This is a genomic window from Streptomyces sp. NBC_00620, assembly GCF_026341825.1.
GTDB lineage: Bacteria > Actinomycetota > Actinomycetes > Streptomycetales > Streptomycetaceae > Streptomyces.
On the sequence record NZ_JAPENY010000002.1, the window covers coordinates 209504 to 225478 of the forward strand.

At 68.0% G+C, this 15975-nt stretch carries 15 protein-coding genes; 11 read left to right on the forward strand and 4 right to left on the reverse strand.

The window, feature by feature from the left end; all coding sequences use genetic code 11:
• The first annotated feature begins 39 nt into the window (after positions 1-39).
• Positions 40-396 (forward strand): iron-sulfur cluster assembly accessory protein, encoded by a 357-nt coding sequence (locus tag OG246_RS20110; protein WP_266465040.1) that lies wholly within the window; start codon positions 40-42, stop codon positions 394-396.
• Positions 397-607: 211 nt separating this feature from the next.
• Here OG246_RS20110 and OG246_RS20115 read toward each other — a convergent pair whose 3' ends face one another.
• Together OG246_RS20115 and OG246_RS20120 are read right to left on the reverse strand one after the other, a co-directional pair.
• Entirely contained in the window at positions 608-2158 is a 1551-nt protein-coding gene (locus tag OG246_RS20115) for a hypothetical protein (RefSeq protein WP_266465043.1), read from the reverse strand.
• A 179-nt stretch (positions 2159-2337) separates the two neighbouring features.
• Complete coding sequence (locus tag OG246_RS20120) at positions 2338-2547, reverse strand: hypothetical protein (RefSeq protein ID WP_266465046.1); 210 nt, start codon at positions 2545-2547, stop codon at positions 2338-2340.
• 146 nt (positions 2548-2693) lie between these two features.
• Here OG246_RS20120 and OG246_RS20125 point away from each other — a divergent pair, with 146 nt between their 5' ends.
• Complete coding sequence (locus OG246_RS20125) at positions 2694-3668, forward strand: carbohydrate kinase family protein (RefSeq protein WP_266465050.1); 975 nt, start codon at positions 2694-2696, stop codon at positions 3666-3668.
• Here the strand turns inward: OG246_RS20125 and OG246_RS20130 are convergent, their stop codons facing one another.
• Positions 3669-5051, reverse strand: a complete 1383-nt coding sequence (locus OG246_RS20130; RefSeq protein ID WP_266465053.1) for a cysteine desulfurase/sulfurtransferase TusA family protein — start codon at positions 5049-5051, stop codon at positions 3669-3671. It abuts the gene before it with no gap.
• A gap of 340 nt (positions 5052-5391) precedes the next feature.
• Between OG246_RS20130 and coxB the strand changes: the two genes are divergently transcribed.
• The 4 genes from coxB (at position 5392) to OG246_RS20150 (ending at position 9874) form a co-directional block, all read left to right on the forward strand.
• On the forward strand, positions 5392-6351 hold the full coding sequence (gene coxB / locus OG246_RS20135; RefSeq protein WP_266465056.1) for a cytochrome c oxidase subunit II: 960 nt from the start codon (positions 5392-5394) through the stop codon (positions 6349-6351).
• Positions 6348-8087: a cytochrome c oxidase subunit I gene (gene ctaD / locus OG246_RS20140; RefSeq protein WP_266465059.1), complete on the forward strand. Its 1740-nt coding sequence runs from the start codon at positions 6348-6350 to the stop codon at positions 8085-8087. Before coxB ends, ctaD begins: the two co-directional genes overlap by 4 nt.
• A complete protein-coding gene (locus OG246_RS20145; RefSeq protein ID WP_266465063.1) occupies positions 8084-8482 on the forward strand; it encodes a cytochrome c oxidase subunit 4 in 399 nt (132 codons plus the stop codon). The genes ctaD and OG246_RS20145 overlap by 4 nt, the downstream gene beginning before the upstream one ends.
• A gap of 129 nt (positions 8483-8611) precedes the next feature.
• The gene (locus OG246_RS20150) at positions 8612-9874 is read left to right on the forward strand and encodes an Ig-like domain-containing protein (RefSeq protein WP_266465066.1); all 1263 of its coding nucleotides are present in this window, start codon (positions 8612-8614) and stop codon (positions 9872-9874) included.
• Positions 9875-9897: 23 nt separating this feature from the next.
• On the opposite strand, the gene OG246_RS20155 is transcribed toward OG246_RS20150, so the two are convergent.
• Positions 9898-10299 (reverse strand): hypothetical protein, encoded by a 402-nt coding sequence (locus tag OG246_RS20155; RefSeq protein WP_266465069.1) that lies wholly within the window; start codon positions 10297-10299, stop codon positions 9898-9900.
• A gap of 187 nt (positions 10300-10486) precedes the next feature.
• Here OG246_RS20155 and OG246_RS20160 point away from each other — a divergent pair, with 187 nt between their 5' ends.
• The 5 genes from OG246_RS20160 to trpD all read left to right on the forward strand — a co-directional run bounded on the left by OG246_RS20160 (position 10487) and on the right by trpD (position 15908).
• On the forward strand, positions 10487-11107 hold the full coding sequence (locus OG246_RS20160) for a heme-copper oxidase subunit III (RefSeq protein WP_266465072.1): 621 nt from the start codon (positions 10487-10489) through the stop codon (positions 11105-11107).
• 65 nt (positions 11108-11172) lie between these two features.
• The gene (locus OG246_RS20165; protein WP_266465075.1) at positions 11173-11979 is read left to right on the forward strand and encodes a c-type cytochrome; all 807 of its coding nucleotides are present in this window, start codon (positions 11173-11175) and stop codon (positions 11977-11979) included.
• Positions 11979-13046 carry a ubiquinol-cytochrome c reductase iron-sulfur subunit gene (locus tag OG246_RS20170; protein WP_266465078.1) on the forward strand — a complete coding sequence of 356 codons (1068 nt, stop codon included), beginning with the start codon at positions 11979-11981 and terminating at the stop codon, positions 13044-13046. The genes OG246_RS20165 and OG246_RS20170 overlap by 1 nt, the downstream gene beginning before the upstream one ends.
• Complete coding sequence (locus tag OG246_RS20175; RefSeq protein ID WP_266465081.1) at positions 13043-14689, forward strand: cytochrome bc complex cytochrome b subunit; 1647 nt, start codon at positions 13043-13045, stop codon at positions 14687-14689. The genes OG246_RS20170 and OG246_RS20175 overlap by 4 nt, the downstream gene beginning before the upstream one ends.
• Before the next feature lie 154 nt (positions 14690-14843).
• Entirely contained in the window at positions 14844-15908 is a 1065-nt protein-coding gene (gene trpD, locus OG246_RS20180) for an anthranilate phosphoribosyltransferase (RefSeq protein ID WP_266465082.1), read from the forward strand.
• Positions 15909-15975: the final 67 nt, after the last annotated feature.

Here is a 15975-nt window from a genome sequence, read left to right on the forward strand (position 1 = left end):
GTCGGCAAGCAGTCTCCGTACAACCCGGGAGAGAAGCAGATGTCCGTATCGGACGAGACCACCACCGTGAACGACGGCATCATGCTGTCCGAGTCGGCCGCGGCCAAGGTCAAGGCCCTGCTCGACCAGGAAGGCCGCGAGGACCTGGCGCTGCGCGTCGCCGTTCAGCCCGGCGGCTGCTCCGGCCTGCGTTACCAGCTCTTCTTCGACGAGCGCTCCCTCGACGGCGATGTCGTCAAGGACTTCGGCGGCGTCAAGGTCGTCACCGACCGTATGAGCGCCCCCTACCTGGGCGGCGCGTCCATCGACTTCGTGGACACCATCGAGAAGCAGGGCTTCACGATCGACAACCCGAACGCGACGGGCTCCTGCGCCTGCGGCGACTCCTTCAGCTAAGTCGCGCCCACGGCTGAGCGCCCGGCTCACCGCTGCCCGCGTACGAAGGCGGCGTCCCCCTCCGACAGGGACGCCGCCTTCGCGTGCTCACGGCCGCTTCCGGGGCCGCGGTGACGTTGCCGCCGTTCTGCGGCGGCGCCGACCTGGCCGCCGTGACTACGGCTGTGTCGACCCGCTCACCGTGACTGCGGCTGCGCCGGCCCGCTCGCCGCTACTGCGGCTGCGCCGACTTCTCCACGGCGCCGAGGTCCTTCCCCTCCGGGATCTCCTTGCCGTTCGTCCCCACGACCGTTCGGTCACCGATCGGCTCGTCCAGGTGCACCGTGAGATCGATCGCCTTCGCGAGCATGATGCAGACCTGGTCCGGCTTCGACGTGCCGGTCACGGTGACCGTCACCTTGCCGGAACTCTCGCTCGCCGAGGCCGTGTACTTGCTGCACACCCCGCCCCAGAAGCTCACGGTCAGGTCCTTGCCGTCGGCGGTGTAGCCCTCCACCTTGACGTCACTGGACGTGGTCGTCCCGGTCAGCGAAGGCGTGGGGGCCGGGGTCGGCTCCTGGGCGGCCTTCGGCGAGACCAGGTACTGCGGATCGACCGCCGGATGCGTCACCGTGAGGACGTCCTCCGCGCCAACGGCCCGGACCTCGAACAGCCAGGACGGCACCAGCGCCTGCCGCCCGTCCACCGAGTGCACCGCCAGCCCGAACGTGGCCTTCTCGACGGTCACCGACGCGGGTGACGGCGCCACGGTCGATGCCTCGCACGGCACCTCGTTCCGGTCCTTCAGCGGTACGGGACTGGCGCAGCCGCCGATGCCATTGGCCCCGCCGCCCGAGGCCGACGCCGCCCCGTTCATCAGGTCAAGGGTCTCCTGCGCGGTGATGACGGGGTACGTGTCCCCCTTCACCGGCGCCTTCAACTGGCCGCTGCCGCCGATGATCTTGCCCTCGGAGCTGACCTGGATGCCGGTCGTCCAGCCGTAGGTGGGCAGCCCGCCGAACTCCGGGTCCGCGTTCACCACCCGTACCTGGTCGTCGTTCATGAGCTGAGTGGCGTCCAGCTTCGCGTCGTCCTGGCCGACGGCCTTCAGCACGGGGGCGGCCGCCTTCTTCGCCTCCTCCTCGCTCACCGCCCCCGGTCGCAGACCGGCAAGGCCGCTGGACCCGACCGGGATGCAGCGCTTGTCCTTGGGGCAGTTGTCGGTCCCCGGCAGATACGAGCTGTACGTCCAGGTCCCCGGCGCGGCCCTGCTCACCCGAAGGTTCGGTTCCGAGGCGTCGTTCGTGGAACCGACCGTCCAGTCCTCCCCGTCCGTCCGCGGGGTGCCCGCCACTCCGAGCGCCTCGGCAAGCCGCGCCACCTCGGCCTTCGTCACCTCGCCCTTCGCCGTGTACACGGGCGCCGAGTCCGGGCCGTCGGGGAGCTCGCCGTCCACGCGATAGGTCGCTCCGTAGGGGTTGGGCTCACCCGGCGCGATGCCGTTCGGGTCGCCCGTACCGCCCGAGTCGCTCGTCCCGCTCTCGGAGTACCCGTCGAGGGCGAGCGCCGGGGGAGTGCCGTCGCCGCCGGGTGTCCCGGAGCCGCTGCTGCCGTTCCCGCCACCGGACGCGGTCGTGGCGAAGAACGCCCCGCCGCCCCCGACGAGCAGGACCGCGGCCGCGACCGAGGCGACGGCCACCGGGGAATGCCGCCGGCGCGGCTTCGCCGTCTCGCCACCCTCGGCGGAATCGGTCGCCTCGTTGTCCGGTCGCTCGGTGCTCACCGCATCGCTCCTTCGACTCCACTGCTGTCCAGACGACCCGGCCCGGTCAAAACGGGGCGCCGAAAAAGGGCGCTGAGGGTCGTATACCGCATCCCCTTTACGGGGGACAGCGATGGGACGCAGCGGGGGAGCGCACGGTTCCCTGCGGGCGCTGTTTCAGCCCGCCTTTTCCAGGTTCGTCAGTCGCCGTAGTCCGACATCGCGTCCAGCAGCCGGGCCGAAGTGGGCGGCACCGTCACACCGTGGATGAGGGAGGGCGGGACGGGGAGGGCGGTGACAGGAGCGGGCGCCGTCCAGTGCTCGGCCATCCGCGCGCAGTCCCCGCGCAATGAAGCCAGATCGCCTTCGAGGTCTTGCGGAGCGGTGCCGTGGACCTTCAGGTTTGTCATAGCGGCACCGTAGGCACGGTTCAGCCCGCGAAGAAAGATCTACTATCGGGTAGTTTTTGCCGCTTCAAAGCCCGCGTGCCGACCGGGTAGCGTGAACTGTCAACGCCAGCCCCTTCACATCCCTCTCGCAGGAGCGTGTCCTCGCCGTGCGTATCGCAGTCACCGGCTCCATCGCCACCGACCACCTCATGACCTTCCCCGGCCGTTTCGCCGACCAGCTGGTCGCGGACCAGCTGCACACGGTCTCCCTCTCCTTCCTGGTCGACAACCTCGACGTACGCCGGGGAGGGGTCGGCGCGAACATCGCCTTCGGCATGGGCCAGCTCGGCACCAAGCCGATCCTGGTCGGGGCGGCCGGCTCCGACTTCGACGAGTACCGCGCCTGGCTGGACAGGCACGGCGTCGACACCGGCTCCGTACGCATCTCCGAGGTGCTGCACACCGCGCGCTTCGTGTGCACCACGGACGCCGACCACAACCAGATCGGCTCCTTCTACACGGGCGCCATGAGCGAGGCCCGCCAGATCGAGCTCAAGGCCGTCGCGGACCGCGTCGGCGGTCTCGACCTCGTCCTGATCGGCGCGGACGACCCCGAGGCGATGCTGCGCCACACCGAGGAGTGCCGCACCCGCGCGATCCCCTTCGCGGCCGACTTCTCCCAGCAGATCGCCCGGATGAGCGGCGACGACATCCGGATACTGCTGGACGGCGCGACGTACCTCTTCTCGAACGAGTACGAGAAGGGGCTCATCGAGTCCAAGACCGGCTGGACCGAGGAGGAGATCCTCGGCAAGGTCGGCCACCGCGTCACGACCCTGGGCTCGCAGGGCGTACGCATCGAGCGCGTCGGCGAGGACCCGATCGAGGTCGGCTGCGCCGAGGAGGAGCGCAAGGCCGACCCCACGGGCGTCGGCGACGCCTTCCGCGCGGGCTTCCTCTCCGGCCTGGCCTGGGGCGTCTCCCACGAGCGCGCCGCCCAGGTCGGCTGCATGCTCGCCACCCTGGTCATCGAGACGGTCGGCACGCAGGAGTACCAGCTGAGCCGCTCCAACTTCATGGACCGCTTCACCAAGGCGTACGGCCATGAGGCCGCCGCCGAGGTCCAGGCCCACCTGGTGTAGCTAGGACATCCGGCGGACCACGTACACAGAACCGTGGTCCGCCGGCTCCTCCCCGACGTACTCCTGCCCCCGCATCTCGCACCACGCCGGAATGTCCAGGCGCGCCGCCTCGTCGTCCGACAGCACACGGACCGTGCCGCCGACCGGGACGTCGCCGATGACCTTGGCCAGCTCGATGACCGGGATCGGACACCGCCTGCCCAGGGCGTTCACGACGAGCGAGTCGACGGCGGCGGCAGTCTTCGTCGGCGCGGCCGGGGCGCCCAGCTTCTCCCGTACGGCGGAGACCGCGGCCGGCAGAACCGACAGGAACCGGTCGACGTCCGCCTCCGGGACACCCGGCGGCAGCGACACCCGGACGTTGCCCTCGGTCAGGACACCCATCGCCTTCAGGACATGGCTGGGCGTCAGCGTGCTGCTCGTGCACGAGGAACCCGAGGAGACCGAGAAACCCTCCCGGTCCAGTTCGTGCAGCAGAGTCTCTCCGTCGACATAGAGACAGGAGAAGGTGACGACGCCGGGCAGCCTGCGTTCGGGGTCACCGACCACCTCGACGTCCGGGACCAGTTCGGGCACCCGCAGCCGGATCCGGTCCGTCAGTTCCCGCAGCCGCGCGCCCTCCGCGGCCGCCTCGGCCCGCACGGCCCGCAGCGCCGCCGCCGCGGCCACGATCCCGGGAATGTTCTCGAACCCGGCCGCCCGCCCCGACTCCCGCTCGTCCACGGGCCCTTGAGGAGCGAACCGCACACCTTTGCGTACGACGAGCAGCCCGACCCCCGAAGGGCCGCCCCATTTGTGGGCACTTGCCGTGAGCAGGGACCACTCGCCCTCCACCCGGCCCCATCCCAGCGACTGCGCCGCGTCCACCAGCAGCGGTGCGCCCGCCGCCCGGCACGCCTCGGCCACCGCGGCCACCGGCTGCTCCGTGCCCACCTCGTGGTTGGCGGACTGCAGACAGGCGAGTGCCGTGTCGGGGCGCAGGGCCGCCGCGTACGCCGAAGGGGACACCGCGCCCGTTCGGCCGACCGGTACCTGGGTCACCGACCCGCCCGCCGACTCGTGGACCTCGGCCGAATGGAGCACCGAAGAATGTTCGACCGCTGACACGATCAGGTGGCTTCCCACGCGCCGCCGCCCGGCCAGCGCGCCCGCGATCCCGGAGTGCACCGCCCGCGTACCCGACGAGGTGAAGACCAGTTCGTCCGGCCGGCAGCCCACCGCCTCGGCCGCCGCCTCCCGCGACGCGTCGAGCAGCAACCGGGCCCGCCTTCCCTCCCTGTACAGACGTGCGGGATCCGCCCACCCCTCGTCCAACGAGGCCTGCAGGGCCTGCCGGGCAACGGGATGAAGGGGAGCGGCGGAAGCAGCATCGAAGTAGGACACACAGCAACGCTAAAGCGTCCTGTCACGGGAGCGCCCCGCAAGGGGCGCGGGGAACGGCGCGATCAGCCACAACGAACCCGCAGCCGCGCTGCAAGAGTCACCCGTCGAGCTGCTGGGCGCCCCGAACCCCCCGTCAGAAGCAGCCAAGAGCAGGGCAACTCACCCCCTCCGCCAAACCCAGCGGCGCGTTGCGCCCCCCTCCCCGCGCGACCCCAAATAGCGTCCAGTAGGGTTTGCTCCGCATAAACATCCAAACCCCTGCCCGTGTGCCAGGGCGGCGAGCGACCAGCGAGAAGGCCGTAGCCAACCAGCGCGGGCGAGACTCTCGGGAAGGCGCTACGTGAGTCCCAACGGCTCCGACCGCTCGCCGCGGCGCCCGATGCGGCGGAAGCTGCTGCAGGCAATGACTGCGGGCCTGGTCCTGGCTACCGCTACCGGTTGCACATACAAGGACTTTCCCCGCCTTGGTTTTCCCACCCCGGTCACGGACGAGGGTCCGCGGATCCTCTCCCTCTGGCAGGGCTCGTGGGCGGCCGCGCTCGCCACGGGCGTGCTGGTCTGGGGCCTGATCCTGTGGAGCGTGTTCTTCCACCGGCGCAGCCGTACCAAGGTCGAAGTTCCCCCGCAGACCCGGTACAACATGCCCATCGAGGCGCTGTACACCGTGGTCCCGCTCATCATCGTCTCGGTGCTGTTCTACTTCACCGCCCGCGACGAGACGAAGCTCCTCAGCCTCGACAAGAAGCCCGACGTCACCATCAACGTCGTCGGCTACCAGTGGAGCTGGGGCTTCAACTACATCGAGAACGTCGACGGTTCCACCGGTGACGCCACGACCGACAAGAACCTGGACGCCATTCCGGACCGGTTCAAGGAAGACTTCCCGGCCAACGCCGGTGGCGTCTACGAGGTCGGCACGCCGGGCGAGCGGAACCCGCAGACGGACAACCCCGGGCCGACCCTCTGGCTCCCCGAGGGCAAGACGGTCCGCTTCATCCTCACTTCGCGTGACGTCATCCACTCCTTCTGGGTGGTGCCGTTCCTGATGAAGCAGGACGTCATCCCGGGCCACACCAACTCCTTCCAGGTGACCCCCAACGCGGAGGGCACCTACCTGGGCAAGTGCGCCGAACTCTGCGGCGTCGACCACTCCCGGATGCTCTTCAACGTGAAGGTCGTCTCTCCCGAGCGCTACGAGGCCCACCTCAAGGAGCTCGCGGAGAAGGGCCAGACGGGCTACGTCCCGGCCGGCATTGAGCAGACGGACCCCGAGAAGAACCGGGAGACGAACAACCTGTGAGCATCCTCAACGAACCTCAGGGTGCCGCCGACGCAGCGGAGGACTCGTACGAGAACGAGCTGCCGGTACGGCGCAAGCAGCCCGGCAACGTTGTGATCAAGTGGCTCACCACCACTGACCACAAGACGATCGGCACGCTGTATCTGATCACCTCGTTCGCGTTCTTCTGCATCGGCGGCGTCATGGCGCTGCTGATGCGCGCCGAACTGGCCCGTCCCGGCACGCAGATCATGTCGAACGAGCAGTTCAACCAGGCGTTCACGATGCACGGCACGATCATGCTGCTGATGTTCGCGACGCCGCTGTTCGCCGGCTTCACGAACTGGATCATGCCGCTGCAGATCGGCGCGCCCGACGTGGCGTTCCCGCGGCTGAACATGTTCGCCTACTGGCTCTACCTGTTCGGCTCGCTCATCGCGGTCGGCGGCTTCCTCACCCCGCAGGGCGCGGCCGACTTCGGCTGGTTCGCCTACAGCCCGCTCTCCGACGCGGTCCGCTCGCCGGGCATCGGCGCCGACATGTGGATCATGGGCCTGGCCTTCTCCGGCTTCGGCACGATCCTCGGCGCGGTCAACTTCATCACCACCATCATCTGCATGCGCGCCCCCGGCATGACGATGTTCCGCATGCCGATCTTCGTGTGGAACGTGCTGCTGACCGCGGTCCTGGTCCTGCTGGCCTTCCCCGTCCTCGCCGCCGCGCTGTTCGCGCTGGAGGCGGATCGGAAATTCGGGGCACATGTCTTCGACGCCGCCAACGGCGGGGCATTGCTGTGGCAACACCTCTTCTGGTTCTTCGGCCATCCAGAGGTGTACATCATCGCCCTGCCATTCTTCGGAATCATCTCCGAAGTGATCCCGGTGTTCTCCCGCAAGCCGATGTTCGGCTACATGGGCCTGATCGGCGCGACCATCGCGATCGCGGGCCTCTCCGTGACCGTGTGGGCGCACCACATGTACGTCACCGGCGGCGTACTCCTCCCGTTCTTCTCCTTCATGACGTTCCTCATCGCCGTGCCGACAGGCGTGAAGTTCTTCAACTGGATCGGAACGATGTGGAAGGGGTCCTTGAGTTTCGAGACCCCGATGCTCTGGGCGACAGGCTTCCTGATCACCTTCACCTTCGGTGGTCTGACCGGTGTCATCCTGGCCTCGCCGCCGATGGACTTCCACGTCTCGGACTCGTACTTCGTGGTGGCGCACTTCCACTACGTGGTCTTCGGCACCGTCGTCTTCGCGATGTTCTCCGGCTTCCACTTCTGGTGGCCGAAGATGACCGGCAAGATGCTCGACGAGCGCCTCGGCAAGATCACCTTCTGGACGCTGTTCGTCGGCTTCCACGGCACGTTCCTGGTGCAGCACTGGCTGGGTGCCGAGGGCATGCCGCGTCGTTACGCGGACTATCTCGCGGCCGACGGCTTCACCGCGCTGAACACGATCTCGACGATCAGCTCGTTCGTGCTCGGTCTGTCGATCCTGCCGTTCTTCTACAACGTGTGGAAGACCGCCAAGTACGGCAAGAAGGTCGAAATCGACGACCCGTGGGGCTACGGCCGTTCGCTCGAATGGGCCACGTCCTGCCCGCCGCCGCGGCACAACTTCCTCACCCTGCCGCGGATCCGTTCGGAATCCCCGGCGTTCGACCTGCACCACCCCGAGATCGCCGCTCTCGACCAGCTCGAGAACGCCGGTCACGGTGAGAAGGCTCTCGCCGGCGGCAAGGAGGCGGGCAAGTGAAGGTCCAAGGCAAGCTGTTCCTCTGGCTGGCGGTCTTCGTCCTCGCCATGGCGATCGTCTATGGCGTGTGGTCGAAGGAGCCCGCCGGCACCACGGCGCTCTTCCTGGGCTTCGGCCTGTGCGTCATGATCGGCTACTACCTGGCCTTCACGGCCCGGCGGGTCGACGCGCTGGCGCAGGACGACAAGGAGGCCGACGTCGCGGACGAGGCCGGCGAGGTGGGCTTCTTCAGCCCGCACAGCTGGCAGCCGCTCACGCTCGGCATCGGCGGAGCGCTCGCCTTCCTGGGCGTCGTCTTCGGCTGGTGGCTGCTGTACTTCTCGGCCCCGATCATCGTGATCGGCCTGTGGGGCTGGGTCTTCGAGTACTACCACGGTGAGAACCGCACGCAGTAGCACGCGATGATCACCGGGAGCCCGGACACTCCGTCAGGAGAGTCCGGGCTCCCTCGTTTGCCACGCCATATGTCCCTCGCACGGCTCACTCGGCGCGCCGTGACCGACGACGGTTCATAGCGTGAACGCATGAACCACTCACCGCGATTCCGCACGGTAGCCAGCTGCACCACGCTGCTGGTCGCCCTCGGCGCGGGCGTCACCGCCTGCGGCTCCGACGGCCACCCGCTCTCGGCCAAGCCGTACGACGCGGCGGGTCAGATCTCCTTCAACGGCCCGGCCGGCGACAGCCGCAAGGCCGACCCCGACAAGCCCCTGGAAATCACCGCCGACGGTGACGAGGGGCGCATCACCGACGTGACGGCCACCGACGCGTCAGGCCGCTACGTGGCGGGCGAACTCTCCGCCGACGGCGGCCGCTGGCACAGCACCTCGCCGCTGGCCGCGGGCGCCCGCTACACCGTGCACGTGAGCACGGAGGACGAGGACGGCGCCCCCGGCCGCAAGGTCATCAGCTTCGACACCAGCACCCCCAAGACGAAGAAGCGCCTGAACGTCACCTTCGGGCCCGAGGCGGGCAAGTACGGCGTCGGCCAGCCCGTCACGGCCGAACTGAGTGTCCCCGTCAAGGACAAGGCCGCCCGCGCCATCGTCGAGCGCGCCCTCAAGGTCGACTCGAAGCCCGCCGTGGAAGGCGCCTGGCACTGGGTGGACGACAAGACGCTGCACTACCGCCCCAAGGAGTACTGGCCCACCCACGCCACCATCCAGGCGCACAGCAACATCGGCGGCATCAAGGTCGCCGAACGCCTCTGGGGCGGCCAGGCCAAGCCCCTGAAGCTCACCACCGGCGACCGCCTGATCGCCGTCACGGACGCCTCCGCGCACTCCATGACGGTCTACCGGAACGACGAGGCGATCAACGAGATCCCCGTCACCACCGGCAAGCCCGGCTTCGAGACCCGCAACGGCGTCAAGGTCGTACTGGGCAAGGAGTACTTCGTACGGATGCGCGGAACCAGCATCGGCATCGCCGAGGGCACCTCCGACTCGTACGACCTGCCCGTGTACTACGCGACGAGAGTCACATGGAGCGGCGAGTACGTGCACGCCGCGCCCTGGTCCACCGGCTCCCAGGGGTACGCCAACGTCAGCCACGGCTGCACCGGAATGAGCACGGACAACGCCGCGTGGTTCTACGAGACCGTCCGAGAGGGCGACATCGTGAAGGTCATCAACTCGTACGGCGAGGACATGGACCCGTTCGGCAACGGCTTCGGAGACTGGAACGTCACCTGGAAGAAGTGGCGCAAGGGCAGCGCCCTGGTGGGCGGAGCCCCCGAGGGCCCGCCCCCGCAGGACCGCGCCAGGCTGCGCCCCGAGTCAGTGTGAGACCGGGGCGCGGAGAACCTCTCTCAGGCGCCCGCAAGGGCCTTCCTGCGGAGCAGAGAGGCCAACGTGGCGGCGAACTCCACAGGATCCACCGGCAAGGTCACCGCGGCGTCCGCACGGCTCCACGTGGCCAGCCAGGCGTCCTGGGGCCGCCCGATCAGCACGAGGACGGGCGGGCAGTTGAAGATCTCGTCCTTGATCTGGCGGCAGACACCCATCCCGCCCATCGGCACGGCCTCGCCGTCCAGCACACAGACGTCGATCCCGCCCTTGTCCAGTTCCGTCAGGACGGCGGCGGGCGTCGCGCACTCGATGAACTCGACCAGGGGAACGTCGGTGGCCGGCCTGCGGCCGGTCGCAAGCCGCACCTGCTCCCGGGTGTTGGAGTCGTCGCTGTAGACCAGCACCGTGGCGGTCGGCTGCATTCTTCCTCCGAGACGTCGGCGTCCTCAAGGCGAGACGGACAGGGTCCGCTGGGCGGATGCTACTCCTCCGAACACCTCGTCAACACCGGTTCGGACAGGGCTTCGATGGGCCATACGGGCTGGACACACCCCATCAACACTCCGAACGGCACCCCCCGGGGTGAGGGCGGGATAAGCGACCGACATAATGTCGGTCGTGGCGACAGCAACGACAGTAGAAACCGGGCACGCGCACCCGTCGGTCAATCGGCCGAACCTCACCAGCGTCGGAACCATCATCTGGCTGAGTTCCGAGCTGATGTTCTTCGCGGCCCTCTTCGCGATGTACTTCACCCTGCGATCGGTGACCGGGCCGGATCACTGGAAGGAAATGGCGTCAAGCCTGAACTTCCCGTTCTCCGCGACGAACACCACGATCCTGGTGCTCTCCTCCCTGACCTGCCAGCTCGGCGTGTTCGCCGCCGAGCGCGGGGACGTGAAGAAGCTCCGGATGTGGTTCATCGTCACCTTCATCATGGGTGCGATCTTCATCGGCGGTCAGGTCTTCGAGTACACCGAACTGGTCAAGAAGGACGGGCTCTCGCTCTCCTCCGACCCGTACGGCTCGGTGTTCTACCTGACCACCGGCTTCCATGGCCTGCATGTCACGGGTGGCCTGATCGCCTTCCTGTTCGTCCTCGGCAGGACGTACGCGGCCAGGAAGTTCACCCATGAGCAGGCGACCGCCGCCATCGTCGTGTCCTACTACTGGCACTTCGTCGATGTCGTCTGGATCGGCCTCTTCGCCACGATCTACATGATCAAGTAATCGGGCCCGGCGCCCGAAAACATCCAGAAGCATCGACGCAGAAGATCCTGACACCGGGGTAATCCGTGAAAAAGCTCTCCGCACGACGACGCCATCCGCTGGCGGCGGTCGTCGTCCTACTCCTCGCGCTGGCGGCCACCGGGGGGCTGTACGCCGCGTTCGCACCCGCGAGCCAGGCGCAGGCCGACGAAACCGCCCAGTCCCTTGCCATCGACGAGGGCAAGAAGCTCTACGCCGTGGGCTGCGCAAGCTGCCATGGCACCGGCGGTCAGGGCAGTTCCGACGGTCCGAGCCTGGTGGGCGTCGGCGCAGCCGCCGTCGACTTCCAGGTCGGCACCGGCCGTATGCCGGCCCAGCAGCCGGGCGCGCAGGTCCCGAAGAAGAAGGTCATCTACTCGCAGGCCGAGATCGACCAGCTCGCGGCGTACATCGCCTCGCTGGGCGCCGGTCCCACGGTGCCGACCGAGAACCAGGTCAGCCCCGAGGGCGCGGACATCGCCAAGGGTGGCGAACTCTTCCGCACCAACTGCGCGCAGTGCCACAACTTCACCGGCAAGGGCGGTGCACTGTCCGAGGGCAAGTTCGCGCCCGACCTGGAAGGTGTTTCCCCGAAGCACATCTACGAGGCCATGCAGACCGGCCCGCAGAACATGCCTTCCTTCCCTGAAACGATCATGTCGGAGCAGAACAAGAAGGACATCATCGCGTACCTCGACGCGGTCAACGGTGGCGACACTGTGGACCCGGGCGGTCTCAGCCTGGGTGGCCTGGGGCCGGTCAGCGAGGGCCTGTTCGCCTGGATCTTCGGACTCGGTGCCCTGATCGCTGTCGCCGTCTGGGTCGCCGCTCGGACCGCAAAGGCCAAGAAGTGATGAGTAGCCAAGACATTCCAGAAGAGAACCTGCCCGCCGAGCGGGCCACCGACGACCATGGACACGGTGCCGTGTCGGTCGCGAACGAGAAGGACCCGTTCGCCGACCCGGGGCTGCCGCCCCACGAGCACCGCGTCCAGGACATCGACGAGCAGGCAGCGAGGCGCTCCGAGCGTGTGGTCGCCTTCCTGTTCACGCTGTCGATGGTGGCCACGGTCGGTTTCATCGCCTCGTACGTGGCGATCCCGGCCGACAGGGCCGTCTACATCTTCCCGATCGGGCACGTCAGCGCGCTGAACTTCGCGCTGGGCATGACGCTCGGCGTAGCGCTGTTCTCGATCGGCGCGGGCGCGGTCCACTGGGCCCGCACCCTGATGTCCGACGTGGAGATCGCCGACGAGCGTCACCCGATCGAGGCGTCGCCCGAGGTCAAGGCCAAGGTCATGGCCGACTTCAAGGACGGCGCCAAGGAGTCCGCGATCGGTCGGCGCAAGCTGATCCGCAACACGATGTTCGGTGCGCTGGCCCTGTTCCCGCTCTCCGGCGTCATGCTGCTGCGCGACCTCGGCCCGCTGCCGGGGACCAGCCTCCGTCACACGATGTGGCGCAAGGGTCTGCAGCTCGTCAACATGAACACGAACGAGCCGCTGCGTCCCTCGGACGTCGTCGTCGGCTCGCTCACCTTCGCCAAGCCCGAGGGCCTGGAGGAGCACGACGAGGAGTTCCAGACCGAGATCGCCAAGGCGGCCCTGATGATCGTCCGGCTCCAGCCGGACAACATCAAGGACAAGCAGGAACTCGAGTGGTCGCACGAGGGCATCGTGGCGTACTCGAAGATCTGCACCCACGTCGGTTGCCCGATCTCCCTGTACGAGCAGCAGACGCACCACGTCCTCTGCCCGTGCCACCAGTCCACCTTCGACCTCTCCGACGGTGCCCGAGTGATCTTCGGCCCGGCCGGTCACGCCCTGCCGCAGCTGCGCATCGGTGTGAACGCTGAGGGCTACCTCGAGGCGCTCGGCGACTTCGAAGAGCCCGTCGGTCCTGCTTTCTGGGAGCGCGGATGAGCACTACGAAAACCCCCGACTCGGGCGAGTCGACCTCGCGGGAGAAGGCACCGGCGGGCGAGCGCGTCGCCGACTGGGCGGATGGCCGGCTGGGGATCTACTCCCTGGCCAAGACCAACATGCGCAAGATCTTCCCCGACCACTGGTCGTTCATGCTGGGTGAGATCTGCCTCTACAGCTTCATCATCATCATCCTCACGGGTGTGTATCTGACGCTGTTCTTCCACCCGTCGATGAACGAGGTGACGTACGACGGCAGCTATGTCCCGCTCCAGGGACAGCTGATGTCGGAGGCGTTCAACTCGACCATGCACATCTCCTTCGATGTGCGCGGTGGTCTGCTGATCCGCCAGATCCACCACTGGGCGGCGCTGATCTTCCTCGCCGGCATGTTCGTGCACATGATGCGTGTGTTCTTCACGGGTGCGTTCCGCAAGCCGCGTGAGGTCAACTGGCTGTTCGGCTTCCTGCTGTTCGTCCTGGGCATGTTCACCGGCTTCACCGGCTACTCGCTCCCGGACGACCTGCTCTCCGGCACCGGTGTGCGCTTCATGGAGGGCGCGGTCCTGTCCGTGCCGATCGTGGGCACGTACCTCTCGTTCTTCCTCTTCGGCGGCGAGTTCCCGGGCGGCGACTTCGTGGCCCGCTTCTACTCGATCCACGTACTGCTGCTGCCGGGCATCATGCTCGGCCTGGTGGTCGGCCACCTGATCCTGGTCTTCTACCACAAGCACACGCAGTTCGCGGGCCCCGGAAAGACGAACAACAACGTCGTCGGCATGCCGCTGCTGCCGGTCTACATGGCCAAGGCCGGAGGCTTCTTCTTCCTGGTCTTCGGTGTCATCGCGGCCGTCTCGGCGATCGCCTCGATCAACCCGATCTGGACCATGGGCCCCTACCGTCCGGACCAGGTGTCCACCGGCGCCCAGCCCGACTGGTACATGGGCTTCTCCGAAGGCCTGATCCGGTTCATGCCGGGCTGGGAGATCAACCTCTGGGGCCACACGCTCGTGCTGGGCGTGTTCATCCCGCTGGTGATCTTCCCGCTGGTCCTGGTCGCGATCGCGGTCTACCCGTTCATCGAGTCCTGGGTCACCGGCGACAAGCGCGAGCACCACATCCTGGACCGCCCGCGCAACGTCCCGACGCGTACGGCCTTCGGTGTCGCGTGGATCACCTGGTACATGGTTCTGCTGATCGGTGGTGGAAACGACCTCTGGGCCACGCACTTCCACCTGTCGATCAACTCGATCACCTGGTTCGTACGGATCGCGTTCTTCGTCGCTCCGGTGCTGGCGTTCGTCATCACCAAGCGGATCTGCCTCGGCCTTCAGCGCCGGGACCGGGACAAGGTGCTGCACGGCCGCGAGTCGGGCATCATCAAGCGCCTGCCGCACGGTGAGTTCATCGAGATCCACGAGCCGCTCAGCCAGGCGGCTCTGCACACGCTCACGGCGCACGAGCAGTACGAGCCGGCCCAGATCGGCCCGTCGGTCGACAAGAACGGTGTCGAGCGCAAGGTGAAGGGCTCGCAGAAGCTGCGCGCCAAGCTCAGCAAGGGCTACTACGGGGAGGACCAGCAGATCCCCAAGCCCACCGTCGAGGAGTACAAGGAGATCACGAGCGGCCACGGCCACCACTGATCTCCTCGACGATCCTCGCTGATCGCCACGGCTGGAGCCCCGTCCATTGCATGGACGGGGCTCTTTGCCGTCTCCCGGGCTGGATAGGGTGGACTCACCCCTACGTACGGGGGTGAGTCCACCCTCGTACCTCTCTGAGAACCCAGGAGCGACCATGAGCGCTGTGAACCCCGCTGGAGGCGACACCGCGGCGGGCCGTTCCTGGCCGGCGTTGCTGAACGGCCTGCTCGACGGCCGTGACCTGAGCGCGGACGACACCGCCTGGGCGATGAACCTGATGATGCGCGGTGAGGCGACCGACGCGCAGATCGCCGGGTTCGCGGTGGCTCTGCGGGCCAAGGGAGAGACCGTCGCGGAGATCACCGGGCTCGTACGGATGATGTACGAGCACGCCAATGTGATCGAGGTGCCGGGGGACACCGTCGACATCGTCGGCACGGGCGGTGACGGGGCGAAGACCGTCAACATCTCCACCATGTCGGCGATCGTCATCGCCGGTACGGGCGCGAAGGTCGTCAAGCACGGCAACCGGGCGGCCTCCTCGGCCTCCGGCGCGTCCGACGTGCTCGAGAAGCTCGGGGTCAACCTGGAGCTGACGACGAAGCGGGTGGCCGAGGTGGCCGAGGAGGCCGGGATCACCTTCTGCTTCGCGGTGAAGTTCCACCCGGCGCTGCGTCATGTGGGCGCCGCGCGCGGGCAGTTGGGCATCCGTACGGTCTTCAACGCACTCGGTCCGCTGACGAACCCGGCACGGGTGAAGGCGCAGGCGGTCGGGGTCGCGGACCCCCGCATGGCGCCGATCGTGGCGGGCGTCTTCGCGGAGCGCGGCAACTCCTCGCTGGTTTTCCGCGGCGACGACGGGCTCGACGAGCTGACCATCACGTCCACGTCCCGGGTGTGGGTCGTACGGGACGGAAAGGTCACCGAGGAGACCTTCGACCCGAGGGACGTCGGCATCGACCTGGTCCCGATCGAGGCGCTGCGGGGCGCGGACTCCACGTACAACGCGGACGTGGCGCGCCGGCTGCTCGACGGCGAGACGGGCCCGGTGCGGGACGCCGTACTGCTGAACTCGGCGGCGGCGCTGGTCGCCCTGTCGCCGGGCGCCGGACCGCTCGCGGACCAGATCCGCGCCGGGATGGCGAAGGCGGCGGAGGCCATCGACTCGGGGGCGGCCAAGCGGACGCTGGAGCGGTGGGTGGCGGCCACCAACGCGTAGGCAGCGGCCGGGACGGGCCCAGCGGGTCCGTCGTGGCGTTTCGAGTGGGGCCGGGGTAGGACGCCCG

What these genes read in the sequence shown, in the direction of transcription:
- OG246_RS20175 (WP_266465081.1), top strand. Translation starts at nt 13,043, where the DNA reads ATGAGCACTACGAAAACCCCCGACTCGGGCGAGTCGACCTCGCGGGAG.
- OG246_RS20150 (WP_266465066.1), top strand. Translation starts at nt 8,612, where the DNA reads ATGAACCACTCACCGCGATTCCGCACGGTAGCCAGCTGCACCACGCTG.
- trpD (WP_266465082.1), top strand. Translation starts at nt 14,844, where the DNA reads ATGAGCGCTGTGAACCCCGCTGGAGGCGACACCGCGGCGGGCCGTTCC.
- OG246_RS20155 (WP_266465069.1), bottom strand. Translation starts at nt 10,299, where the DNA reads ATGCAGCCGACCGCCACGGTGCTGGTCTACAGCGACGACTCCAACACC.
- OG246_RS20120 (WP_266465046.1), bottom strand. Translation starts at nt 2,547, where the DNA reads ATGACAAACCTGAAGGTCCACGGCACCGCTCCGCAAGACCTCGAAGGC.
- OG246_RS20110 (WP_266465040.1), top strand. Translation starts at nt 40, where the DNA reads ATGTCCGTATCGGACGAGACCACCACCGTGAACGACGGCATCATGCTG.
- OG246_RS20170 (WP_266465078.1), top strand. Translation starts at nt 11,979, where the DNA reads ATGAGTAGCCAAGACATTCCAGAAGAGAACCTGCCCGCCGAGCGGGCC.
- OG246_RS20160 (WP_266465072.1), top strand. Translation starts at nt 10,487, where the DNA reads ATGTCGGTCGTGGCGACAGCAACGACAGTAGAAACCGGGCACGCGCAC.